Genomic DNA, 23,072 nt, shown 5'->3' on the forward strand with positions numbered 1-23,072 from the left:
CTGGCGCACGCCCGTCACCACGATCTCGTCGCGATCGGTGTCGGGCGGCGTGACCGCGGCCTCTTGCGAGGCGCCCGAGGTGCCGGTGGTGGCGGCGGCCTGGTCGTTCGCGGTCGGCGCGGTCCCCGCCTCCACGGCGGGGGTGCCCGAGCTCGTGCCCTGCGATCCTTCGGTCACCGGCTTGGTCGGGGTCGCGGCATCCTGCGCCAGGGCGGGCGTCGCGCAGAGGAGCGCCAGCGCGGAGACGCCGATGCTCAGGTCCGCCAGCGGGGTACGGCCGGCGGTGCGGCTCGCATGGCTCATGGCACGAACGATCATGTCTTCCCCTTTCAGTCCTCATCCCGAAACCGCCTTCCGGTGCGAGGCCGGAAGGTCTGGTGTGGCAGGCGCGTTCATTCCCTGTTGACCGCGCTGCACCGGACTATCGCGTCAAATTTCCGACGACAAGCGAAATATCGCAACTTGATATAAGTATTCTGACGACTAATCGTTTGGGCAATGGATCGCGATGCGGCATGCAGCGGCCGGACCGTTGCGGAGGGGATGGTGTCGGAGGACCTGAAGGTCAGGGTAGTCGTGCTCGGCGGCGGCACCGCCGGCTGGATGACCGCTGCGGCGCTCGTCACGCTGATCCCGCGCGCTGCCGAAGTCCATCTGATCGAGTCGGAGGAGATCGGCATCGTCGGCGTCGGCGAGGCGACGCTGCCCCATCTGCGTGCCTTCATTACCCGGCTGGGGATCGACGAGGCAGCGTTCATGGCGCAGACCCATGCGACCTTCAAACTGGGGATCGAGTTTCGCGACTTCGGCGCGATCGGCGACCGCTATATCCATCCCTTCGGCACCTATGGCCGCCCGTTGAAGGGCGTCGGCTTCCATCACTACTGGCTACGCCGACACCATGAAGGCGCGGTCCGGCCGATCGGTGACTATTCCACCGGCGTGGTCGCGGCGGAGGCGCGGCGCTTCGTCCGGCCGGCCGGCGACGCCGACGACATCGCCCAGGCCTATGGCTATGCCTATCAATTCGATGCGACCCGCTTCGCGCCCTTCCTGCGCACCCATGCAGAGGCGCGGGGGGTCAAGCGCAGCGAGGGGAAGGTGGTCGCGGTCGAACGGGACGCGCAGACCGGCGACGTCACCGCGCTGCGCCTCGAGGATGGCAGCCGCGTGGAAGGCGACCTGTTCGTCGACTGTTCGGGGTTCCGGGCGCTGCTGATCGGCGGCGCGATGGAGGAGGCGTGGGAGGACTGGTCGCACTGGCTGCCCTGCGACCGCGCGGTCGCCGCGCCCTGCGCCTCGCCGCCCGGCGGGATCGAGCCCTATACGCGGGCGACCGCGATGGCGGCCGGATGGCGCTGGCGCATCCCCCTCACCCACCGGGTCGGCAATGGCTATGTCTATTCCAGCGCCCATGTCTCGGATGCGGCAGCGGCGGACGCCTTCGTCGCCGCCCTCGAAGGCCCGCCTCTGGCCGAGCCGCGCCTCCTCCGCTTCCGCGCCGGACGGCGGCGGCGCAGCTGGGTGGGCAATGTCCTGTCGGTCGGGCTCGCCTCCGGATTTCTCGAGCCGCTGGAGTCCACCAGCCTCTATCTGGCGCAAATGGCGATCACCCAGCTGATCGAGCATTTTCCCGGCCGCCGGGTGACCGATGCCGATCGCGACGGGTTCAACGCGCTGGTCGACATGGAATATGACCGGATCCGCGACTTCCTGATCCTGCACTATCACGCCACGACCCGCGACGATTCGCCCTTCTGGGATCATGTCCGCACCATGGCCGTCCCCGACAGCCTGGCTGCCAAGATGGCGCTGTGGCGGCAGACCGCGCAGGTTTCCCACTATCGGCACGGGCTGTTCCTCGAGCCCAGCTGGATCGCGGTCTATCTGGGACAGGGTATCGTGCCGCAGGGCTGGGATCCGCGCGCCGACCTGCCCGACGCCGCCGCACTCGACGCCGCGCTCGCCGGGCTGCACGAGCGGATCGCGGCGGCGGTCGCCGCGATGCCCGATCACGCCGCCGGGCTGGCCGCGGCGGCATGAATCCGCGCACCGCGCCCGAGCGGATCCTCGTCATCGGCAGCGGCATCACCGCGCTCTGCGCCGCGCTCGCCTTCGCCCGCGCCCTGCCGCGCGCGCGCGTCACGCTGGTCGCCACACCGTTACGACCCGATGCGCTCGCCGACCGGCTGCCCGCGCTCGACACGCGCGCGCTGGCGCTCCTCGCGCGGTTCGGGGTCGACGAGCGGGTGCTGCTCGCCGCCGCCGCGGCGACGCACCGTGTCGGCCAGCGCTTCGCCTGGGGCGGCGCGCCCTTCACGGTCGAGGAAGGCGACGGGCTACCGCTGCTCGCCGGCGCATCGCTCCACCAGCTGTGGCGCGCGCACGGCGATGGGCCGCTCCATGCGCTGGTGCCGGGCGCTGCGCTCGCCGCGGCGGAGCGCTTCGTGCATCCGGACGAGGAGATCGGCGCGCTGCGCGCCCGCTTCGACTATGCGCTGCGCCTCGATCCGGGAGAGGCGCCTGCGCTGCTCGCCGCCGTCGCGCACGCGGCGGGCGTTCACATGGTCAGCGCCGGCCGGGCCGTGCCTGCGCCCGATGGCGGCGCGACGATCGACGGCGAACACGTCACCGCCGACCTGGTGGTCGATGCCGCAGGCCCCCGGGAGAGCGACGACTGGATCGACTGGCGCGAGACCCTCCCCGCGGACCGCCTGCTCCTCGCCGCCGGCCCGCCCGCGCCGTCGCCGACCGATCACTATCAGGCGGTGGCCGATGGCTGGACCGCACGCTGGCCGCTCGCCCGGCGCACGCTGACGGGCTTCGCCTATGCCGGAGCGATCACCGACGATGCCCGGGCGCGACGTGCGTTCGGCACCGGCGCGGAGGGTGTCGCGATCCGGCCGGGACGGCGCGCGACCCCGCTGACGGGCCGGTTGCTGGCGCTCGGCGACGCCGCGGCCGCGCCGGGCCCGCTCGGCTGGCACGGACTGCCGCTTGCGCTCGCCCAGCTCGAACTCGCGCTCGACCTGATGCCCGCCCGCAACGATGCGCCCGACATCGCCGCCGAATATAACCGGCGCGCAGGCACGATGGCCGAACGCGTCCATGCCTATGCCGCCGCCTTCTATCTGGCGGGCGAGGCGCGCAAGGGCGCCTTCTGGCATGCGCTGCGCGACCGGGCCGCGCCGCCGGAGCTGGCGACCGCGCGCGCGCAATTCGGGCGGCGCGGCACGCTGCCGCCGATCGAGGATGCGATGATCGCCCGCGGGAGCTGGCAACAGGCGCTGACCGGACTCGGCATCCGGCCCGAGATCGCCGACCCCTTGGCCGTGTCGGTGCCGCGGACCAGCGCGGTCGCGGCCCTGACCCAACTGCGGCAGGCGGTGGCGGCGCTGGCAGGTGCCCTGCCCCCCTATCCCGATATGCTCGCAGCGATGCGGCGGGATGAGCGGCGATGAGCGGCGAACCGATCGGGCGGGTGGTGATCGTCGGCGGCGGCACCGCCGGCTGGATGGCGGCGGCCGCCGCCGCGCGTTTCCTCGACGACGGGCAGCGCACGATCACGCTGGTGGAGTCCGACGCGATCGGCACGGTCGGGGTGGGCGAGGCGACCATCCCGCCGATCCGCGGCTTCAACGCCCGGCTCGGCCTCGACGAAGCGGAGTTCCTGCGCGCCACCGGCGGCACGCCCAAGCTCGGCATCGAGTTCGTCGGCTGGACCGATGGCACCGACCGCTACTTCCATCCCTTCGGCACCCATGGCCGCGACATCGAGGGGCTGAACTTCCACCAGCTCTGGCTGAAGCTGCGCGACCGCGAGGGGATCGGCCCGATCGACGACTATGCCATGTCCGCCGTCGCGGCGCGGGCCGGCCGCTTCGCCCCTCCGTCGCCGGACCCGCGATCGCCCCTGGCGGGGCTCGAATATGCCTATCATTTCGACGCCGGCCTCTATGCCGCCCTGCTGCGTCGCCATGCCGAGGCGCAGGGCGCGCGGCGGATCGAAGGCCGGATCGTCGGCGTCGAGCGCGATGCGCGCGGCCATGTCGCGGCGGTACGGCTGGAAGGCGACCGGCGCGTCGCGGGGGACCTGTTCCTCGACTGTTCGGGCTTTCGCTCGCTCCTTCTCGGCGAGGCGATGGGCGTGCCGTTCGACGACTGGTCGCACTGGTTGCCCTGCGATCGCGCCATCGCCGTTCCGACCGAACGGCGCGACCCGCTGCTGCCGATGACCCGCGCCACCGCCCATGACGCGGGATGGCAATGGCGGATCCCGCTCCGCCATCGCACCGGCAACGGCCATGTCTATGCCAGCGCCTTTGTCGGGCAGGACGAGGCGGAGCGGGTACTGATGGCGCATTGCGACGCGCCGCCCACCGGCCCGGCGCGCCACCTGTCCTTCACCGCGGGGCGGCGGCAGCGGCTCTGGGCGGGCAACGTCGTGGCGCTCGGCCTGTCCGGCGGCTTTCTGGAGCCGCTCGAATCGACCAGCATCCATTTGATCCAGATGGGCATATCGAAGCTGTTCGGGCTGTTCCCCGACCTGCGCTTCAGCGATGTCGAGCGCGACGAATACAACCGCCTGATGGGCGACCAATATGCGTCGATCCGCGACTTCATCATCCTGCACTATGCCGCGACCCGGCGCGACGACACGCCCTTCTGGCGCTACGTCCGCACCATGGCTTTGCCCGAAACGCTCCGCCGCAAGCTCGCGCTGTTCCGCGAGAAGGGGCGGATCTTCCGCTATGATGACGAGCTGTTCGCGATTCCCAGCTGGGTCGCGGTGATGCTGGGCCAGGGCATCATGCCCGACGGCTACGACCCGGTCGTGGACGCTCTGGACGAGGGCCGCCTCCTCACCGCGCTGCACCAGATCCGCGCCGGCAACGCCGCCATGGCGCAGCAGATGCCGGCGCTGTCGTAGGGGGCAGCCTCAGATCCGTCCGGCCGCGACCAGATCGGCGAGCGCGGCATTGACCCGTGTCTGCCAGCCGGGCCCACTGCCCCGCAGATGGTCTACCGTCGCCGCATCGAGGCGGATCTTCACCTCAACCTTCGGGGCTTCCAGCCTTGGACGCCCCCGCCGCGACGGCTTCATGCCCGCCATGAAGTCCGCATCTATCGCCGGATTGTCATCGTGGAGTTCCGGATCAAAGACTGGCATGATAATATCTCGCCTCGTGCTTCTCGGCTCTTCGCAGAGAGATCGCCCGGATGGCATCCTCATGCGAGCCCTCCGTGAAGACCAGTACGTGAAGCTGCCCATCGATCGGGCCCAGCGCCACGAACCGAACCTCGCCATAATCGAAGCGGTCGTCTTCGCGCTCCAGCGTCACGTTCCAATCGAGCCTGGCTGCGTCTGCCAATGATCGGCCGTGCTTGGCGCGATTGGCGACCTCCTTGGCAGGATCGAACTCGATCTGCATGATTTATCGTGCACCCGTTTATCGGGGTTGTCAAACCCGATGCGGTCTGCGCGATGACCCGACCCCCGCTATCGCAATCGCGCGATCGCGGCGGCGTGTTGCGCGATCAGCCGCACCGTCGAGTCGCCGGTGAAGACGCCGTACCAACCCTGCGGCTCGTGCGGGGGATCGCCCATATAGGCATGGTCGCCGGCGCGGAAGCGGAAGTCGGGATGCTGCGCGCGCGCCTCGCCGTTCCACGCCCAGAAGTTGGTGCCCGCGATCGGGCCGCCTTCGGCCATGTCGCGCTCCGCCGCCGCATAGATCAGCCCGTAGAAGCGGTCGCGATAGACGGTCGTCGCCGCGGGATCGTTGCTGCCGCCGTCGCGCGGATAGCCGAACTCCTCGATGATCAGCGGCTTGCCGAGCTGGCGCGCGAAGCCGACATGCTGGGCCAGATACGCGCCGCTCAGTGCCTCGCCGCGCTGGAAGGTGCCGGGCAGATCCGCCTGCCGCACCCAGTCCCAGTTGTTGGGCCAGATATGCGCGGTGAGATAGTCGATCTCGGCGATGCCATGTTCGGCCAGCACGATATCGGCCTGCTCCAGCGACCCCTTCAGCCCTTCCGATCCGGTACAGATCAGATGGTTGGGATCGAGCGACCGGATCAGCCGCGCGCTGTCGCGCACCCAGGCGTAGAAGGCCGGCAGGTCGGCATGCGCCGCGTCGCCCGCGGGCCGCGGCTCGTTGGCGAGCTGCCACGCCATGATCGTCGGATCGTCGGCATAGCGCAGGCCCGTGACCGTATTGGTGCGCGTCACCGTCGCGCGGATCCAGTCGTGATAGAGACCGATCGCGGCGGGGTTGCGGTAGAAGGCGGCGTTGGCGTTGGCGAAGGCGGGCCAGGGATGCGCCGGATCGTTCATGTCGATGTAGCGGCCGCCATCGACATAGGAGAGATAGGTCATCATCCCGCCCGACCATTCCCAGAAATTGGTCAGGTACAAGACGGCGCGCATGCCCCGCCGCCCGATCTCCGCCAGCGCATGGTCGAGCCCGCCGAGCAGCGTCTGGTTATAATCGCGCCCCGGACCGCGAAAGCCCGGGCGGATCGCGTTGCGCAGCGGTCCCTCCTCCGCCGAGGCCAGGATACGCAGATTGGTCACCCCCATGGCCTTGAGCGCATCGAGCTCCCGGCCCAGCCGGGCGCGATCGCCATAGGGGGCATCCGCGCCGAGATAGGCGGCGTACCAGATGTTCGCGCCGGCGAAGCGATAGGGCTCGCGGCCCGCCATCAGCCGCATGCCGTCGCGCCGCACGAAGAGACGCGGCGCGCTGCCGGGCGCGCCTCCCAGCGTCGCGCACCCGGCGAGCAGCGCGGTGGAGCCCAGCAGGGTGCGGCGGTCGAAGTTCATGGTCATCGTCCTGTCCGGGCGCCCCGCCGGCCGGACCCCGGACGGTCGGCGACCGCGTCCAGCGTCAGGTAGCGGGGAGCGTTGTAGGCGGCCCGCAGGGTCTCGGGCGTGTTCTGATTGCCGCCGGTCAACCAGCGCGTGTGCCAGGTCATGAACCAGAGCCACTCGGAATCGGGGCCGAGCGTCGCGGGATCGGGGATCGGCCCGTTCTCGTGCAGGCAGATCGGCACGGTCCCGCCGACGATCCGCTTCACCGCGGCGAACATCGGCGCCAGATTGCCATGGTCGGCGGCATAGATGTCGGCGCCGGCGATATCGACAGTCTCGCGGCCGGGATAGTAGCGCGGATCGACGTTCTGACCCGCCCAGCCCAGCACCCAGATCAGATTGTCCAGCCGGTGGCGTACGGTGAAGCGCGTGAACATCGTCGTCCAGAGCGCGCGGAAAGCGTCCGGGCCGTGCTTGCCCCACCAGAACCAGTCGCCGCTGAACTCGTGGTAGGGCCGCCACAGCACCGGCACGCCGTGGTCGCGCAGCCAGGCGAGTTCGCCCGCCACCGCGTCCATCTGCTCGACCATCGCGCGGTTCTCCGCCGTTCCCTCGCGCAGCGCCGCATCCACGTCGAAGTCGCGCTTTGAATTCTCATAGCCGGTGCCGATGGTCGGCACGCCCCAGTGCCAGCAGAGCGTCACCACGCCGCCGCGCCGGTGCCAGTCCAGCGCCCGCTCGCGCACGCCGGTCCAATCGGCGGGATGGATGTAATCGAGCCCGAGCAGCGCCGGCTGTCGCCCCGTCACCCGCGCGATATAGGCCAGCTCGTCGCGCGGCGGACCCGGATTCTCCTGCTGCCCGGTCAGCGTGCGGCGTCCATATTGGGACCATAGCCACGCATAGAGCGCCCGCGCCGCCGCACTTGCCTGCGGCACGGCGAGCCGGCGCGACGGGTCCGGCCCAGCGAGGGCGGCGGCGGGCGTCAACGAACAGGCGGCGGCCGCCGCAAGGGCCTGGCGGCGGGTCCATGCCGCGGCACCGCTTCCGGCCATGCTCCGCTCACCCGTCATCATCGCCTCTCCCGCCGCTTCGTTGCGCGGAACGTGGCAGTGCCGAGGATAAAAGAAAATCATTTTCTTTGTAATTGCCCTAAGCACCGCAAGGCTTTACCCGCCGGACCGAGCGGCTAGTCTGTACGGGCGGCGGTCGGTTGCCGGGAGGAGGCTGCGATGCCGGGCTATCATGCGACGATCAGGCTGGCGCTGGTGCCCTGTGCGGCCCTGATGCTGGCGGCGGGCGATGCACCGCCCGCGCGGGTGCGGATCACGCCGGTGCCGCAATCGGCCGACGAACGCGGCGGCACCTGGCTCGACCTGCATCGCGGCGGTCGCCAGGTCGTGGACGCGGCCAGTCCCCATGGCGCCTTGCGGCAATGGCCCGGCAGCTATGTCGAGGGTCGGTTCCGCGGCCCTGCGGTCGATCTTGCCATCGGACCCGGCGAAGTGGCGCTGCACGTCAGCATCGACGGAGCACCCCCGGTGGCGCTCGTCCGACCCGCACCGGGTCGCTACCGCGTCGCCGCCGGCTCAGGCACGGAAGTCCATCGCATCCGGGTCGACGTGGTCAGCGAGAGCCAGTCCGGGCCGACCCGTTTCGACGGTATCCTCGCTCCCGCCGGCACCAGGGCGCTGCCGCCCCCGGCCCCGCGCTCGCGGCAGATCGAGTTCATCGGCGATTCGCACACCGTCGGCTATGGCAACACCTCGCCGGTGCAGGACTGCACGCCCGACGCGGTCTGGCGCACCACCGATACCGCCGCCGGTCCGGCGGGGCAGCTCGCCGGCCGCTACGCCGCCGACTATCGGGTCAACGCGATCTCGGGGCGCGGCGTGGTGCGCAACTATGGCGGCTTCGACGCGCCCACCCTGCCCCGCGCCTATCCCTTCGCGCTGCTCGACGGCACCACGCCGGACCGGTCGCCGGGCTGGCACCCGCAGGTGATCGTGATCGGACTGGGCACCAACGACTTCTCGACCGCGCTCAAGCCCGGGGAGCGCTGGCCCGACCGCGCGGCGTTGCATGCCGACTATGAGCAACGCTACGCGGACTTCATCGCGTCGCTCCGCCGCCGCGACCGGCAGGCGCTGATCGTGATCTGGGCGACCGACATCGCGGAGGGCGAGGTTGCCACGGAGGCCGCGCGCGTCGTCGCCCGCCGCAACGCCGACGGCGATCGCCGGGTGGTCTTCGTCCGGGTCCCCGGCCTGGGGTTCCAGGGCTGTCACGGCCATCCCGACCTGGCCGACGATCGCGCCATCGCCCATGCGCTGGCCGGCGCGATCGACGCGCGCGCCGATACATGGACACGCGGCCGGCGGTGATCCCCGAGGGCCCGGACGGTCAGCGGACCGCCATCAGCTGCGACGGATAGGGTTGCAGCAGCGCTACGGCCTCGTCGATCGGTGCGGTCAGCCATCGGTCCTGATCCTCGGCGAGCAGGATGACGGGCATCGCCTTGGGATGCCTGGGCGCGACCAGGGGATTGGGCTCGGTGGTGCAGAAGGCGTAGACGCGGTCATGGTCCTGGTCGAACTTCCACAGGCCGGCGAAACACGGCGTCTCCTGGTCGGCGACCGTGAACCACCAGTTGGTGTCGCCGGGACCCTGCCGGTCGACGGCGGCCTTGGGCTCGGCGAAGCGGGTGAAGGGCACGAGGCAGCGGTGCTCGGCTTTCAGCAGCCATGGCTTCCACATGTTGCTCTGCATGTTCCGGGCGTTGGTCCACCAGTCGTAGAGAAAGGGCATTTCCCCCTCCCGCGCCGGGCGCTTGCGCGGCTTGCGGGTCGGGAAGCCCCAGCGCATCGTGCTGAGCACGCGGCTCCCGGCCTCCTGCCGCACGACGAAGCCGGGCTTGCCGGGGGCGGCATAATCCTTGTCCACGGTAAGGCTGTTGGCTTGGTCCTCCACCGCCGCGAGCGCGTCGAAATAGCCGCGCGGATCGGTCTTGATGCTGTAAAGATTGCACATTCTGCCGTTCGATCATGAGCGGTAGCGCGACACAAGCTTCTTCCAGCTGGCCGCGTCCGGATAGGGAAACTGCGCGCCGGTCGGCGGGTCCCGCCCGACCGTAAGCCGTGGGCGGACGGCCGCGCCGCCGCGCCCGCCGCAGGACGAACAGCGCAGGCGGCCGATGACGGCGGGCAGCGCATCGTCCCATCCGCGCCGCTGGAACAGCCACCAGAGCGGCACCGCGTCGAGGATGCGGACATGGCGGCAGCGCGGGCAGGTCAGCCGCAGCGTCCGCTTGTGCAACGCGCATTGCTCCAGTGTCCGGAGGCGCCGGCCGACATGGTCGTGCTCCGCATCGGCGGTGCGCGCCGACAGGGCTTGGCGACCATCCTCATCCGCTCGGTTCATCGATTCGACTCCGCAACGCCTTGACCCCTTGATCGAATCTCTGGAACATAAAGCGAACAGATGAGTCGCTGCAATGATGTCCGCCACCGCTCGCCGCCATGAAGCCGAGGCGCTCCTGAGGGAGAGCGGCGGCGACTCGCGCGCCGGCGCAGCGGGGGTGCTGCCGTTCGGAATCGCGGCGGTGGACGACCGGCTCGCCGCCGGCGGACTGGCGCTGGACGGGCTGCACGAGGTGTCGCCAGCGACCCCGACGCTGAGCGACGATGCGGCGGCGACGCTGTTCGCGGTCGGGATCGCCGCGCGGGCGGCGGCGGCGCAGGGCCGGCGGGTGCTCTGGGCGCTGACCCGCTTCGACCTCTATGCGCCCGGCCTCGAACAGGCGGGGCTCGACCCGGCGACGCTGCTGTTCGTCGAGGCGCGCGAGGACAAGGACGTGCTTGCCGTCATGGAAGACGGGCTGCGCCATGGCGGGCTCGCCGCGGTGGTCGGCGAGGTGAAGCGCGCCGACATGGTCGCCACCCGCCGGCTGCAGCTCGCCGCGATGACCGGCGGGATCCCGGCGCTGCTCTCCCGCCGCTGGCGCAAGGCGGGCGTCTGCCCCTTGGGCGAACTGTCGGCGGCGATGACGCGCTGGCGGATCGTCTGTGCGCCCTCGGCGCGGCTGCCCGCACAGGGCGTCGGCCGGCCGCGCTGGACCGTCGAGCTCGCCCGCCAGCGCGGCGGGCCGGGCTTCACCCTGGAACTGGAGGCTTGCGATGCCACGGGTCGCCTCGCTCTACCTGCCGCACCTCGCGATCGAGCGGTTGCGGCGGCTGGAGCGGCCGCGCGCGCTGCCTGACGCGCCCGCGCTGCCGCTGCTGCCGGTCGACGACGATCCCGGCGCCTGTTCGGTGCCACGGGGCGGCGGCTGGCGGCCGGGCGCGCGCTGGGCGCAGGCGGAGGGCGCACGCGCCGCGATCGCCGAGGAGGCGGCGGCGCTGCCGCTCCACCAGCAGCCGACGATGCGCGAACTCGGCCGCCGGTCGGAGGCGGCGGAGCATCCGTTCAAGCGGGCACCCGTCGCTGTCGCCCGCCAGCCGGTGCCGGCGGCGCCAGTTGTTCACGCGGTGCCGCTGATCCTCGCCGAGGCGATCGGCCAGCGGCAGCTGATCGCCGCCGCCTGCCCGGCGGCGCTGGCGCTGGGGCTCGTGCCCGGCATGGCGATCACTCAGGCGCGCGCGCTGGTGCCCGATCTCGACATCCGCCCCGCTGATCCAGCGGCGGACGGGGCGGTGCTCGACGGCCTGACCCTCCACGCCATGCGCTACTGGACCCCGACCGCCGCGCCGAGCGGGGCGGACGGGCTGTGGCTCGACCTGACCGGCGCGGCGCATCTCCATGGCGGCGAGGCGCGCTTCTGTGCGGGGCTGGTCCGCTTCTGTCGGCGCTTCGGCTATACCGCGCGGGTCGCGGTCGCGGGGACGCCGGGCGCGGCCCATGCGCTGGCGCGCTACGGGCGCGAGGCGGTGACGCTGGTCCCGGCCGGCGGCGAGGCGCAGGCGATCAGCGCGCTGCCCCCCGCCGCCTTGCGCCTGACCTCCGACGCGATCACGGCGGCGCAGCGGTTCGGCTTCGACCGGATCGCCGACCTCCTGCCGCTGCCCCGCGGGCCGCTGGCGCGGCGGCTGGGCCTCGCCAGCGTCACCCGGCTCGACGCGGCGCTCGGCCGGGTGGCGGAGCCGATCGTGCCGGTCGTGCCCGAGGAGACGCCGGTCGCGAAACGCCGCCTGCTCGAACCGATCGGAACCGCCGAGGCGATCGAGCAGGTGATCGCCGACCTGCTCGCCGACATGATGCTGCTGTTGCAGGCGCGCGGGCGCGGCGTGCGCACTTTGGTGCTGCTGCTCGAGCGGATCGACGGCAGCGAGCAGCGCCTCGCGATCGGCACCGCGCGCGCGACCCGCGACGCCGCGCATCTCGCCCGCCTCTTCCACCTGCGCATCGAGCGGATCGAGCCGGGCGACGGCATCGAGACGATGCGCCTCGCCGCGACCCGCACCGATCCGCTGGGGGCGACCGCGGTGGCGGGCGATCTGACCGGCGAGGCGGCGGTGCCCGACGTCGCGACGCTCGTCGACCAGATCGCCGGCCGGGTCGGCGAGGCGGCGCTGTTCACCGCCGCGCCGGTCGAGAGCGACGTGCCCGAACGTGCGGTGCGCCGCGCGCCCCCGCTCGCCGCGCCGACCGGCTGGCCGGCCTGGCGACGGCCGGTGCGGCTGCTCGGCCGGCCCGAGCCGCTGACCGGCGTGCTCGCGCTCCTCCCCGATGCGCCGCCGCGCCGCTTCACCTGGCGGGGGCAGGTCCATGCCGTGGTCGCGGGCGACGGGCCGGAGCGGATCCATGGCGAATGGTGGCGGCGCGACGGCGAGGTCTGGGCGGTGCGCGACTATTTTCGCGTCGAGGACGAAAGCGGCGCGCGCTTCTGGCTGTTCCGCCGCGGCGACGGCGTCGAGCCTGCGACCGGCGATCTCAGCTGGTATCTCCACGGGCTGTTCGGCTGATGGGCACTTACGTCGAACTTCAGGTGACGAGCCATTTCTCGTTCCTGCGCGGTGCTTCGTCCCCTGACGAGCTGTTCGCCGCCGCCGCGTTGCAAGGCCACACCGCGCTCGGCATCGTCGATCGCGGCAGCGTCGCCGGGCTGGTGCGCGCGTGGGAGGCGCAGAAGGCGACGGGCGTGCGGATGATCGCGGGGGCGCGGGTCGATCTCGACGACGGCCGCGCGCTGCTGCTCTACCCGACCGACAAGCCCGCCTGGTCGCGGCTGACCCGGCTGCTGACCCTTGGCAAGTCGCGCGCCGGCAAGGGCGGCTGCACGCTCGGCTGGTCGGACGTCGTTGCTTGGAGCGACGGGCTGGTTGCAATCCTGCTGCCGGATGAGGCGGATGCGGTGACCACGGCGCGCCTCGCCGAATTGCGCACGACCTTCGGCGCACGCGGCTATTGCGGTCTTACCTTCCGCCGCCGGCCCGACGATGCGCTGCGCCTGCACGACCTCGCCGCACTGGCCGGAGGGGCGGGCGTCCGCGCTGTCGCCCTTGGTGACATCCTCTATCACGCCCCTGAGGCGCGGCTGTTGCAGGACGTCGTCACCGCGATCCGCGAGAAGTGTACGGTCGATACGCTCGGCTACCGACGCGAACGCCATGCCGACCGGCACCTCAAATCCCCGGCCGAGATGGAACGGCGCTTCGCCGCCTTCCCCGATGCGATCGCCGCCACCGCCGCGATCGCGCGTGCCTGCACCTTCGACCTCGGCGAACTCAGCTACCAATATCCGCACGAGCGGGTGGTCGAGGGGCTGACCGCGCAGGGCGCGCTCGAACAGCTGACCGAGACCGCGGCGGCGCGGATGTTCCCCGACGGCGTGCCGCAAGCCTATCGCGACCAGATCGCGCACGAGCTGAAGCTGATCGGCGAGCTCGGCTATGCGCCCTATTTTCTCACCGTGAACAGCATCGTCGCCGAGAGCCGGCGCCGCGGCATCCTCTGCCAGGGCCGCGGCTCGGCGGCGAACAGCTGCGTCTGCTTTGTGCTCGGCATCACCAGCATCGATCCGATCCAGCACGAACTCCTCTTCGAGCGCTTCGTCTCCGGCGAGCGCCGCGAGCCGCCCGATATCGACGTCGATTTCGAGCATGAGCGGCGCGAGGAGATCATCCAGTGGATCTATGAGACCTATGGCCGCAACCATGCCGCGCTGACCGCCGTCGTCACCCGCTATCGCGCGCGCGGCGCGGTGCGCGAGGTCGGCAAGGCCCTGGGTCTGCCCGAGGATCTGACCAAGGCGCTCGCCGGCCTCGTCTGGGGCTGGAGCCAGGAGGGCGTCGGCGAGAAACAGGTCGCGCAGCTCAACCTCAACATGAACGACCGGCGGCTGCGCCTGGCCTTGCAGCTCTCCCGCCAGCTGATCGGCGTGCCCCGCCACCTGTCGCAGCATCCCGGCGGCTTCGTGCTGACCCACGACCGGCTCGACGATCTCGTCCCCATCGAACCCGCCGCAATGATCGACCGGCAGGTGATCGAATGGGACAAGGACGATATCGACGCGCTGAAATTCATGAAGGTCGATGTGCTCGGCCTCGGCATGCTCGGCTGCATGAACCGCGCCTTCAACCTGCTGGAGGAAGCCAAAGGCATCCGGGTCAGCATGGCCGACCTGCAGGACGACGACCCGGACGTCTATGCGATGATCCAGAAGGCCGACACGCTCGGCACCTTCCAGATCGAGAGCCGCGCGCAGATGTCGATGCTGCCGCGGATGAAGCCCGCTCGCTTCTATGACCTCGTCATCGAGGTCGCGATCGTCCGTCCCGGCCCGATCCAGGGCGACATGGTCCACCCCTATCTGCGCCGCCGCGAGGGGCGCGAGAAGCCGGACTATCCCCGCCCCGAGCTACGCGCCGTGCTGGAGAAGACGCTGGGCGTGCCGCTGTTCCAGGAACAGGCGATGAAGGTCGCGATCGTCGGCGCGGGCTTCACCGCGGTCGAGGCCGACCAGCTGCGCCGCGCCATGGCGACCTTCAAGTTCACCGGCGGGGTCAGCCATTTCTACGACAAGCTGGTCGAGGGGATGGTGTCGCGAGGCTACCCCCGCGATTTCGCCGAGCGGACCTTCAAGCAGATCGAGGGCTTCGGCTCCTATGGCTTTCCCGAGAGCCACGCCGCCTCCTTCGCCAAGATTGCGTACGCCAGCTGCTGGATGAAGCATCATCATCCCGACGTCTTCTGCGCCGCGCTCCTCAACGCGCAGCCGATGGGCTTCTACGCCCCGGCGCAGGTCGTCCGTGACGCACGCGAGCACGGCGTCGAGGTGCGCCCCGCCTGCATCAATGCCAGCCGCTGGGACTGCACGCTGGAGCCGGCCAAGGGCCGCTATCGCGCCGTCCGGCTGGGGCTGCGGCAGGTGCGCGGGCTCGCCAATGCGCATGGCGCGGCGATCGTCGCGGCACGGGGAGTCGCGCCCTTCCATTCGGTCGAGGAGGTCTGGCGGCGTGCCGGCGTGCCCCGCGCCGCGATCGAACGGCTCGCCGAGGCCGATGTCTTCCACACGCTCGGCGAGGACCGCCGGCAGGGCTTGTGGAAGGTGAAGGGGCTGGGCGAGGCCCCCCTGCCGCTCTTCGCCGCCGCCGATGCGCAGGCCGCGGTGTTCAGCCCTGAGGGGCTGGAGCCAGACGTGCCGCTACGCCCGCTGACCGAGGGCCGCGAGGTGGTGGAAGATTATCGCGCGCTCCAGCTCTCGCTCCGCGCGCATCCGCTCGCCTTCCTGCGGCAGGAGTTCACCCGCCGCGGCATCACCCGCTGCGCCGACCTCGCCCACATCAGGGACGGCCGCCATGTCGAGGTCGCCGGCATCATCCTCGTCCGCCAGAAGCCGGGCAGCGCCAAGGGCGTCCTCTTCATCACCATCGAGGACGAGACCGGCATCGCCAACGGCATCCTCTGGCCCGACCGGTTCGAGGCGCAGCGCCGCACCGTCATGTCGGCGGCGATGATCGGGATGAAGGGGCGGGTGCAGAAGGAGGGGCAGGTGATCCACGTCATTTGCGACCGGATCATCGACCATGGCCCGCTCCTCGCCCAGGTCGGCCAGATGGACTTCCCGCACGCGACCGGCCGTGGCGACGGCGCGCGCCATGCCGGCAGCCCCGACCGCGGCGACGCCGGCTGGCGCCCCGGCCCTCGCGACAGCTATTGGCCGCCCCACGCCAACGGCATGGATCCGGAGGCGGTCGTGCGGATCAAGTCCCGCGACTTTCACTGATCCCGCGTGTCACGCCACCATCGGATCATCATCGAGCTCTCCCTCCACATCCTGCGCGCCGCCGCCGCCCGCTCGGGAAAGGGCAAGGTCGACACGATCGAGGTCCGCCTCGCGCTGCGCTGCCTGATCGCGCATTGCCCGGAGCGCTGGCCGCTCGACATGTTCTGGAACTCGGCCGGCACCGATCACGATATCGGCCGCGCGCAAGGCTGCACCGCAGCCCTCAACGGCATCGTCCGGCAGCTGCGTCCCGGATCCTGATCCCTTGGAGTGTCTGACGGCACAGGCTCATCCTCATGCCGGTCCGCGCTCACGCCAGGGCTCGACGGCAGTCCCGCCGAAGATCTGCGCGCGCGGCAGGTCGAAGATGAAATAGGGGTTCAGCGAAGGCGGTGCGCCCGCAGCGTCCAGCCGTTGGCGTTGCTCGGGGGACAGCAGGATATCGAGCGACGCGACATTCTCGCGCAGCTGCTCCGGCCGGCTCGCCCCGACCAGCACCGACGCGATGCCCGGCCTGCCGGCCACCCATGCGAGCGCGACCTGCGCCATGGGCCGGCCGACCTCCTCCGACACGCCGCGCAGAACGTCCACGATGGTGAAGTTCGCTTCGGTGAACAACATGCCGCCATAGGGATTGTCGCCGTTGAGCCGACCGTCCCGGCCGCCCGCCCCGGTGTCGCGCGTGTTCGGCAGGCTCCCGGCCGGGCCGAATTCGGCCAGCTTCTCGCGGCCGTACTTGCCCGTCAGCATCCCGAAGGCGAGCGGGCTCCAGGCTACCAGCCCGAGCCCCAGCGCCTGCCCGGCGGGCAGCACGTCCAGTTCGACCCCGCGATCGATCAGCGAATAGCTGTACTGCAAACCGACCGGCTCCGGCAGGCCATGCGCGCGCGCCAGCGTCGCGATCTGCGAAGCATACCAGGCGGGAGCGTTGGAAAAGCCGTAATAGAGGATGTCGCCCCGGCGCACCGCATCGGTCATCGCGCGCAGCACCTCCTCGGGCGGGGTCGTGCGATCCCAGACATGCGTCCAGTACATGTCGATATGGGAGGTGCCGAGCCGCCGCAGCGATCCTTCCAGCCCATCGCGGATGTTGCGCGCCGAATTGCCGCCCGCGAGCGGATTGCCCCCGCCGCGGGGAAAGCCCGACTTGGTCGCGACCACCAGCCGGTCGCGGCCGCCCCGTTCGCGCAGGAAGCGGCCGATCATTGCCTCGCTTTCGCCTCCGGAATAGACATCGGCGGTATCGATGAAGTTGCCGCCACCTTCGACATAGGCGTCGAAGATCGCACGCGAGCCGGCCTCGTCGGCGCCCCAGCGGCCCGCCCCGAAGGTCATGGTGCCGAGCGCGAGCGGGCTGACGGCGAGGCCAGAGCGGCCCAATGTGCGGTAGTTCGTCATGTCCACGGCAAGTCACTCCTGTTCGCACCGGGACCTAAGGCCTGCCGGCGCGCGCGATTAGCCGTTGCGAGCCGCAAGGGCTTGTGAGCATGATGCAACAATGCGCCGCGGCGACCTCGACGATCTCGCGGCGTTCGCCATCGTCGCCCGCCAGCGCAGCTTCACCCGCGCCGCAGCCGAGCTGGGGCTGTCGCCGTCCGCGCTCAGCCATGCGATGAAGGCGCTGGAACAGCGGCTGGGGGTCCGGCTGCTCGCGCGCACCACGCGGTCTGTCGCGCCGACGGCGGCCGGCGAGCAGTTGCTGCAGTCGCTCGATCCGGCGCTGGCACAGCTGAGCCAGGGCCTCGCCTCGCTCGCCGACTGGCGGGATACGCCCTCAGGCACCGTGCGGCTGACGACCTTCGGCTATGCGGCGCGTACCATCCTGGCGCCCAGGCTTCCGCGGTTCCTGCTCGACCATCCGGACGTCGCGGTCGAGGTGATCGTCGAAGACCGGCTGATCGATCTCGTGGCGGGCGGATTCGATGCCGGCATCCGCCTGGGCGAGTCGGTCGAGAAGGACATGGTGACCGTGAAGGTCGGCGACGACCTGCGCACCGTCGTGGTCGGCACCCCCGCCTATTTCGCGCGCCACCCGCAGCCCGAGACGCCGGCCGACCTCGATCATCACGTCTGCGTCAACTATCGCCTGCTCGGCGGCGGCGGCCTCCTGCCCTGGGAGTTCGAGGAGGCGGGTCGCGACCTGCGTCTGCGCGTATCGGGGCAGCTCATCGTCAATGACGAGGTGCTGGCGGCGGCGGCGGTCCGCGCGGGCGCGGGGCTCGGCTATATGATGGAGCATGACGTCGCCGCGGAGATCGCCGACGGGCGACTGGTGCAGGTGCTGGCGCCCTGGTGCCCCCGCTACCCCGGATGCCGCCTCTATTATCCCGACCGGCGGGTCACGCCGGCGCTGCGCGCCCTGATCGGCGCGCTGCGGGTCTGACCGGATCCGCGACGCGACCCCAGGCGCTCCGCCGTCCTAATGGCGGGGCAAGGCCGGATCGCCGGTCGCCGGATCGGGCGGCAGCGCCGCCATGCTTTCGGCGGTGAGCAGGCGCCAGGGCGCCGGCAGATAGTCGGTCGACATGTAGAAATAGAAGGCGCAGCTGCCGTCCGGCCGGTAGCTGCCCCCCTTGACCAGACCGAGGGCGACCGTTCCCAGGAACACCGGGCCGCCGCTGTCGCCGCCCTTGCAGGCGGGCCCCGCGACCGTCGTCCAGGTCGGCAGGCACGCGCCGCCGCACAGGTCGCCCGCTGGCGCGAAATCGGTCAGCTCGACGAGCGAGCAGCTATATCCCGTCCGCTCCCCGCGATGGCAGACGACGTCGCCCGCCCTGATGCTCGCACGCGACCGCGCCCCGGTGACGGGGCGCAGGATCGATCGATCGGCATCGCCGGCGAAAAACGGTGCGAGCGGCGCGGGACTGAGGTTGATCTGGACGTCCTGGTTTCCCCAGCCCCACTGGCCTTCGAACGGCAGGTCCTCGACGATCCCGGCCGCGTCGCGGACTTGCAGCGTGTCCGGGCAATGGGCTGCGGTCGCGAGCGCGCGGCGCGCACCGTCGGTCACGACGAAGCCGGCGGTACAGACATAGCGGCGCGGGTCGCCCGGCACGCCGCCCATCATCCGCATGCCGCCGACGACACCTTCGCCCTGGCCGCCGAAATCGAGTGCCGGTTCCTCGACGACCCGCAGGCGCACCGGCACCCCGGTCATCACCGACAGACGATCGCGCAACGCCTGCTGCCCCTCGCGGGCGACATCCGCGCGCGACACGACCGCCACGATCTCGCCGCTCCGCTGGTCGATGCCGAGCCCGGGGGGGCTGATCAGGCTCGCGCGGATCGCGGCCTGCTGGGTGGAGATCGCCTCCACCATCGCCGCATGGCTCACGCTCGCGCCCACGACATACACCAGGTCGATCCGCTGCCCCTCGAGCTCGACCTGCTCCGTCGCGACCGGCTCGGTACCGGTCAGCCGCACGACGATCCGAAAGGCCGGGACATGCTCGACTGCAATCCCGACAAGCCGATCCGCGAACCGCGCCGCGACGGCATCGGTGATCGGAACGCTGGCCTCCTGCAGGCGCAGCTGGCGCAGCGCCACCGCAGGCGCGATGCCGAGCCGCATGGCGATGGTTTCGGCGTCGCGATCGAGTCCCGGCTCGACCGGCGGCGCCGCTGGCACCGGCGGCGCGTCGGCACGCTGCGCGAACGCCGGCACCGCCGCTATCAACATGGTCGCTGCGGCCGCCGCAGCTTTCAGCCACCCACTCACCCCTCGGATCATAGCGAGGCGCGGTGGATGCGAGGTGAACGACCGAATGCGATGGGGCGGCAGGCGATCACGCTCCAGCGCCCGGTACGCCGCACCACGCGCACCTGCCAGCGGCCGCGCGTCGCCCGCAGGAAGGATCGGTGCAGATGCGCGGCGTGCTGCGCGAAATCGGGATAGTCCACGCGGTGATGCGCCAGCACCAGCACGCCGCCCGGCCGCAGCGCCGCGGCGACGTCGCGGGCGCACCGCGCCATGGCGCGGGCGTCGAGATAGTAGAGAAGCTCCGCCACCAGCGCGCTGTCATAGCGCGGGCGCGGCAATCGCGCAGGCACGACCAGCCGCAGCGCCCGTGCGCGCCTGCGCCCTTCCAGCGCCCGGGTGACGAGCGCAACGCCACTCGCCGTCGCCTCGGTGGCGTCGAGCCGCCGTGCGCGCGGCGCGATCGCGGCGCTGTTCGAACCATTGCCGGCGGCGATCTCGAGGATGCGCCCCCAGGGACCGGCTCCCATCGCATGCAGGATGGCGCGCCGCTTCAGCGCTTCGTCGCGATCGGTGAAGGTCGACCAGGGGTCGGCGTTGTCGGCGAACTTGCGCTCGAACCCGGCAAGGGTGATCGGCCTCACGGGCGCACCTCGAGGAACAGCTCGCGCGGGCGGGTAAAGGCAGCGATCTGCGCGCGCGTCATCGCGAAGCCGCGGGGATCGTCGGTGATCCGTCCCGATTGGGTGCGATAGCTGCGCACCGCAAAGCGCTTCGCGAGCCGCTCCTGCGCGGTCAGGCAGAGCGCCCGGGCACCCGCCAGCGGTCGGCCTGCGGGCCAGACGGGATAGGCCAGCCTGCGCAGGCCGGGCCGGCGCAAGGCCACGATGCAGGCTGCGACGGTGCGATGATCCCGATGGTCGTCACGATCGAAGGGGGCGACGACCAGCATCGCACCGTTATGACCGAGCACGCGCGCGAGGCTTCGCCGTGCCGCACCGCTATGAAGGTGGAGTCCCCCGTCCGGCAGGCCGAGAAAGGTCACCGCGCCCGCCGCCACGCCGACCCGGCGCAGGACGCGACGGCTCTCGCGCTGCCGCTCCGCCACCAGCCGCGCGCGCGGCCAGCGCGGACTGGACGGATGGGAGGCTGCGCCGTCGGTCACCACCACCACCCGCACCGGAACCCCGCGCCGCCGCGCGCGGCTGATCAGGCCATAGGCGCCGATCGCCTCGTCGTCCGGATGCGGCGCGACGACGAGGAGACGCGGCGCCGTCGTGAAACCCCGCGTCACAGGCCGGCGGTCAGCAGGCCCGACGCGACCGCCGCGCCCACGTGCATGCGCTGCGCGTCGGGCGCAGGCTGGCGCAGGTACATCGACAGGTCGGCGATCGTGGCGGCAAGCGGGTGCGCCGCGAACAACGACTGGACGCCCACCGCCTGCTCGGCGAGCTCGATCGCCGGTCCGCCCGCCGCATAGACGGCGGCGCGGGCGGCGGCGACCAGCGGCAGGCGCGCGGCCTCGTCGCCGAACCAGCCTGCCGCGGCGGTGCGGATCGCGCCTGCGGCCGCCTCTGCCAGGCCGTACAGGGCGGCGAGGCGGCCGGCCTGGTGCGGATCCCCGGCGCGTCCGGCCGCGACCAGATGCGCGGCACTATGATCGAGCAGGGCGGCGATGCCCCCCGCCTGCACCGCCGCGAAGCGCAGCGCGCCGCCGCTGAACCACGGCTCGCGCACATAGTCGCCGGGCGCGCCGATCAGGTCGTCCTCGGCGACGGGCGCGTCCCGCCACCGCACGACATGCGTTTCCGACCGCTGCATCCCGGTGACCCGCCAGAAGGCGCGGTCGATCGACGGCGGCGTGCGCGCAAGGTCGAGCAGCAGCAGCTGTCGTCCCCCCACGCCGTCGATGCCGATCAGCGCGTGGGACAGCAGGCCCGCGCCACTGGCAAAACTCTTGCCGCCGGTGAGCCGCATCCCGGTCAGGCCGAGCGGCTCGCCCGCCAGGTCGGCATTCCACACCCCGAACGCCGCTCCGTCCGCCACGGCCGCGGCCACCCGCTCCCGCTGCGCCGCCGTCCCGTAGCGCAACACGATCTGCACGGCATCGACATGGCCTTCGAACAGGCGGCCGAGCGGCAGGTCGGCGCGACCGGTTTCGAACAGGAGCCGAAGCAACTGCAAGAGCGCATCCCGGTCGACGGGATCGCCCAGCCCCGGCAGCAACGTCGATCGGGCGGCGATGGCGCGGCGCAGGTCGATCATGCCGCCCGCCGCCCGGCGGCCATGCTCGCCAATGCGGCCTCGGCCTCCGCGAGCGTCACCTGCCGCATCCCGGCTGGCGGGGTCGGGACGACGCACATGGCGAAGGCCTCGGCATTGGCGCAGTCCCGCGCCACGCCGCGAACATGGTCGGTAGTGAGACCGATCGCCGCGGCGAGCGATGGATAGTCGCCGCCCGCAAAGGCGTGGCGGGCCTCGGCGTGGCGGCGATACTGCCAGGCGACGTCCTCGGGATGAGCGACCGCGATCGCGTCGCTGTCGCGATCGAGCGCCCGCAGCGCACCGGCGAGGCCCTGCGCGACGCGGCCGAGGCGGCGGTCGGAGGTGTGGACGACGCTGGCGGCGTCGCGCCGCACGCGCAGCCCCGCCCGCGCCGCATCGTCGACCAGCCGCGCATCCTCGCCGTGCGACAGCGGCAGGAACCCTCCGAGCGTGCGATAGGCGGCGGTCGGAAGGCCGAGATTCGCGCCGCTCGCATGGTGGTGGCTGGTCGTCGCCTCCCAGGCGACGGGATCGAGCACGCGCCGGATTGCGTGGAGTGCCTCGTAATAGCGTTCGATGCGATCCTGGAGCGGGTTCGGCCGGGTGACGGTGCGCACTACCTTGCCCGCGACGATATCGGCACGGCGCGCGCCCGCCACCATCGCCTGCAACCAGTCGGGAGCGGGGGTGCTGTCGGCATCGGTGCTGAGCAGCAGACCCTCTCCCCCCAGTGCCGAGAGGCCGAGGAGCATGGCCGCATGTCGCGCCCGGCCGGCATTGGCACCGGGCTGGACCATGTGTTCGACCATGACCGGCAGCGATGCGCGCGCGCCATAATCGCGCACGACGTCCGCGCTCGCATCCTCGCAACTGTCGAGCAACAGACAGAGCACCGGTGAGACATCCCGCCGGTCGAGCAGCTCCAGCGCCGCGAACAGGCCGGGAAGCGATGCCGCCTCGTCGCGGGCGGGCACGCAGATGGCGACCGGAACCACGCCCGCGCGCGATTCCGTCACCACTTCAAACCTGTTTGCATAAACTATGTGTAGCGGAGTGTCGCGCCGGCGACGTTG

General features: G+C 71.4%; 22 protein-coding genes. 9 read left to right on the top strand and 13 right to left on the bottom strand.

The window, feature by feature from the left end; genetic code table 11:
• A partial coding sequence (locus IEX18_RS16020) for a hypothetical protein (protein ID WP_229664648.1) occupies positions 1-318 on the bottom strand: 318 nt, incomplete at its 3' end.
• A 180-nt stretch (positions 319-498) separates the two neighbouring features.
• Here IEX18_RS16020 and IEX18_RS16025 point away from each other — a divergent pair.
• From IEX18_RS16025 to IEX18_RS16035, 3 genes are read left to right on the top strand one after another with little or no spacing between them, the layout of a single operon-like run.
• Positions 499-2,043, top strand: a complete 1,545-nt coding sequence (locus IEX18_RS16025; protein WP_308419355.1) for a tryptophan halogenase family protein — start codon at positions 499-501, stop codon at positions 2,041-2,043.
• Positions 2,040-3,461, top strand: a complete 1,422-nt coding sequence (locus IEX18_RS16030) for a tryptophan 7-halogenase (protein ID WP_188660125.1) — start codon at positions 2,040-2,042, stop codon at positions 3,459-3,461. Before IEX18_RS16025 ends, IEX18_RS16030 begins: the two co-directional genes overlap by 4 nt.
• Positions 3,458-4,930 (top strand): tryptophan halogenase family protein, encoded by a 1,473-nt coding sequence (locus tag IEX18_RS16035; protein WP_188660128.1) that lies wholly within the window; start codon positions 3,458-3,460, stop codon positions 4,928-4,930. Before IEX18_RS16030 ends, IEX18_RS16035 begins: the two co-directional genes overlap by 4 nt.
• Before the next feature lie 9 nt (positions 4,931-4,939).
• Here the strand turns inward: IEX18_RS16035 and IEX18_RS16040 are convergent, their stop codons facing one another.
• The 4 genes from IEX18_RS16040 to IEX18_RS16055 all read right to left on the bottom strand — a co-directional run bounded on the left by IEX18_RS16040 (position 4,940) and on the right by IEX18_RS16055 (position 7,950).
• Entirely contained in the window at positions 4,940-5,170 is a 231-nt protein-coding gene (locus tag IEX18_RS16040; protein WP_188660131.1) for a BrnA antitoxin family protein, read from the bottom strand.
• Entirely contained in the window at positions 5,157-5,432 is a 276-nt protein-coding gene (locus tag IEX18_RS16045; protein ID WP_188660134.1) for a BrnT family toxin, read from the bottom strand. Before IEX18_RS16045 ends, IEX18_RS16040 begins: the two co-directional genes overlap by 14 nt.
• Before the next feature lie 68 nt (positions 5,433-5,500).
• Positions 5,501-6,826 carry a glycoside hydrolase 5 family protein gene (locus IEX18_RS16050; protein WP_188660139.1) on the bottom strand — a complete coding sequence of 442 codons (1,326 nt, stop codon included), beginning with the start codon at positions 6,824-6,826 and terminating at the stop codon, positions 5,501-5,503.
• A 2-nt stretch (positions 6,827-6,828) separates the two neighbouring features.
• Positions 6,829-7,950: a glycosyl hydrolase gene (locus IEX18_RS16055; protein WP_229664649.1), complete on the bottom strand. Its 1,122-nt coding sequence runs from the start codon at positions 7,948-7,950 to the stop codon at positions 6,829-6,831.
• 96 nt (positions 7,951-8,046) lie between these two features.
• Between IEX18_RS16055 and IEX18_RS16060 the strand changes: the two genes are divergently transcribed.
• A complete protein-coding gene (locus IEX18_RS16060) occupies positions 8,047-9,198 on the top strand; it encodes an SGNH/GDSL hydrolase family protein (RefSeq protein ID WP_188660142.1) in 1,152 nt (383 codons plus the stop codon).
• Between the two features lie 19 nt (positions 9,199-9,217).
• Here the strand turns inward: IEX18_RS16060 and IEX18_RS16065 are convergent, their stop codons facing one another.
• Positions 9,218-9,844, bottom strand: a complete 627-nt coding sequence (locus IEX18_RS16065) for an SOS response-associated peptidase (RefSeq protein ID WP_188660145.1) — start codon at positions 9,842-9,844, stop codon at positions 9,218-9,220.
• Positions 9,845-9,856: 12 nt separating this feature from the next.
• A complete protein-coding gene (locus tag IEX18_RS16070) occupies positions 9,857-10,234 on the bottom strand; it encodes a hypothetical protein (RefSeq protein WP_188660148.1) in 378 nt (125 codons plus the stop codon).
• A 73-nt stretch (positions 10,235-10,307) separates the two neighbouring features.
• Here IEX18_RS16070 and IEX18_RS16075 point away from each other — a divergent pair, with 73 nt between their 5' ends.
• Genes IEX18_RS16075 through IEX18_RS16090 form a run of 4 tightly spaced genes read left to right on the top strand, consistent with a single transcriptional unit; the run spans position 10,308 to position 16,298 of the window.
• On the top strand, positions 10,308-11,072 hold the full coding sequence (locus tag IEX18_RS16075) for an ImuA family protein (RefSeq protein ID WP_229664650.1): 765 nt from the start codon (positions 10,308-10,310) through the stop codon (positions 11,070-11,072).
• Entirely contained in the window at positions 10,990-12,774 is a 1,785-nt protein-coding gene (locus IEX18_RS16080) for a Y-family DNA polymerase (RefSeq protein ID WP_188660151.1), read from the top strand. Before IEX18_RS16075 ends, IEX18_RS16080 begins: the two co-directional genes overlap by 83 nt.
• Entirely contained in the window at positions 12,774-16,037 is a 3,264-nt protein-coding gene (locus IEX18_RS16085) for an error-prone DNA polymerase (RefSeq protein WP_188660155.1), read from the top strand. The genes IEX18_RS16080 and IEX18_RS16085 overlap by 1 nt, the downstream gene beginning before the upstream one ends.
• 6 nt (positions 16,038-16,043) lie before the next feature.
• On the top strand, positions 16,044-16,298 hold the full coding sequence (locus IEX18_RS16090; protein WP_188660158.1) for a hypothetical protein: 255 nt from the start codon (positions 16,044-16,046) through the stop codon (positions 16,296-16,298).
• 33 nt (positions 16,299-16,331) lie between these two features.
• On the opposite strand, the gene IEX18_RS16095 is transcribed toward IEX18_RS16090, so the two are convergent.
• Positions 16,332-17,441: an aldo/keto reductase gene (locus tag IEX18_RS16095; RefSeq protein WP_188660161.1), complete on the bottom strand. Its 1,110-nt coding sequence runs from the start codon at positions 17,439-17,441 to the stop codon at positions 16,332-16,334.
• A 94-nt stretch (positions 17,442-17,535) separates the two neighbouring features.
• On the opposite strand from IEX18_RS16095, the gene IEX18_RS16100 reads away from it, so the two are divergent.
• Entirely contained in the window at positions 17,536-18,420 is an 885-nt protein-coding gene (locus tag IEX18_RS16100) for a LysR family transcriptional regulator (RefSeq protein WP_188660163.1), read from the top strand.
• Positions 18,421-18,456: 36 nt separating this feature from the next.
• On the opposite strand, the gene IEX18_RS16105 is transcribed toward IEX18_RS16100, so the two are convergent.
• The 5 genes from IEX18_RS16105 to IEX18_RS16125 are packed head-to-tail and all read right to left on the bottom strand — an operon-like array spanning position 18,457 to position 23,015.
• On the bottom strand, positions 18,457-19,716 hold the full coding sequence (locus tag IEX18_RS16105; protein WP_188660166.1) for a chymotrypsin family serine protease: 1,260 nt from the start codon (positions 19,714-19,716) through the stop codon (positions 18,457-18,459).
• Positions 19,717-19,763: 47 nt separating this feature from the next.
• Positions 19,764-20,378: a class I SAM-dependent methyltransferase gene (locus tag IEX18_RS16110; RefSeq protein WP_188660169.1), complete on the bottom strand. Its 615-nt coding sequence runs from the start codon at positions 20,376-20,378 to the stop codon at positions 19,764-19,766.
• The gene (locus IEX18_RS16115) at positions 20,375-21,028 is read right to left on the bottom strand and encodes a PIG-L deacetylase family protein (protein WP_188660172.1); all 654 of its coding nucleotides are present in this window, start codon (positions 21,026-21,028) and stop codon (positions 20,375-20,377) included. Before IEX18_RS16115 ends, IEX18_RS16110 begins: the two co-directional genes overlap by 4 nt.
• On the bottom strand, positions 21,025-21,999 hold the full coding sequence (locus tag IEX18_RS16120; RefSeq protein ID WP_188660175.1) for an acyl-CoA dehydrogenase family protein: 975 nt from the start codon (positions 21,997-21,999) through the stop codon (positions 21,025-21,027). The genes IEX18_RS16115 and IEX18_RS16120 overlap by 4 nt, the downstream gene beginning before the upstream one ends.
• Positions 21,996-23,015, bottom strand: coding sequence for a glycosyltransferase family 2 protein (locus IEX18_RS16125; protein WP_229664651.1), 1,020 nt, complete (start codon positions 23,013-23,015; stop codon positions 21,996-21,998). The genes IEX18_RS16120 and IEX18_RS16125 overlap by 4 nt, the downstream gene beginning before the upstream one ends.
• Positions 23,016-23,072: the final 57 nt, after the last annotated feature.

The organism is Sphingomonas metalli (assembly GCF_014641735.1).
GTDB lineage: Bacteria > Pseudomonadota > Alphaproteobacteria > Sphingomonadales > Sphingomonadaceae > Sphingomonas > Sphingomonas metalli.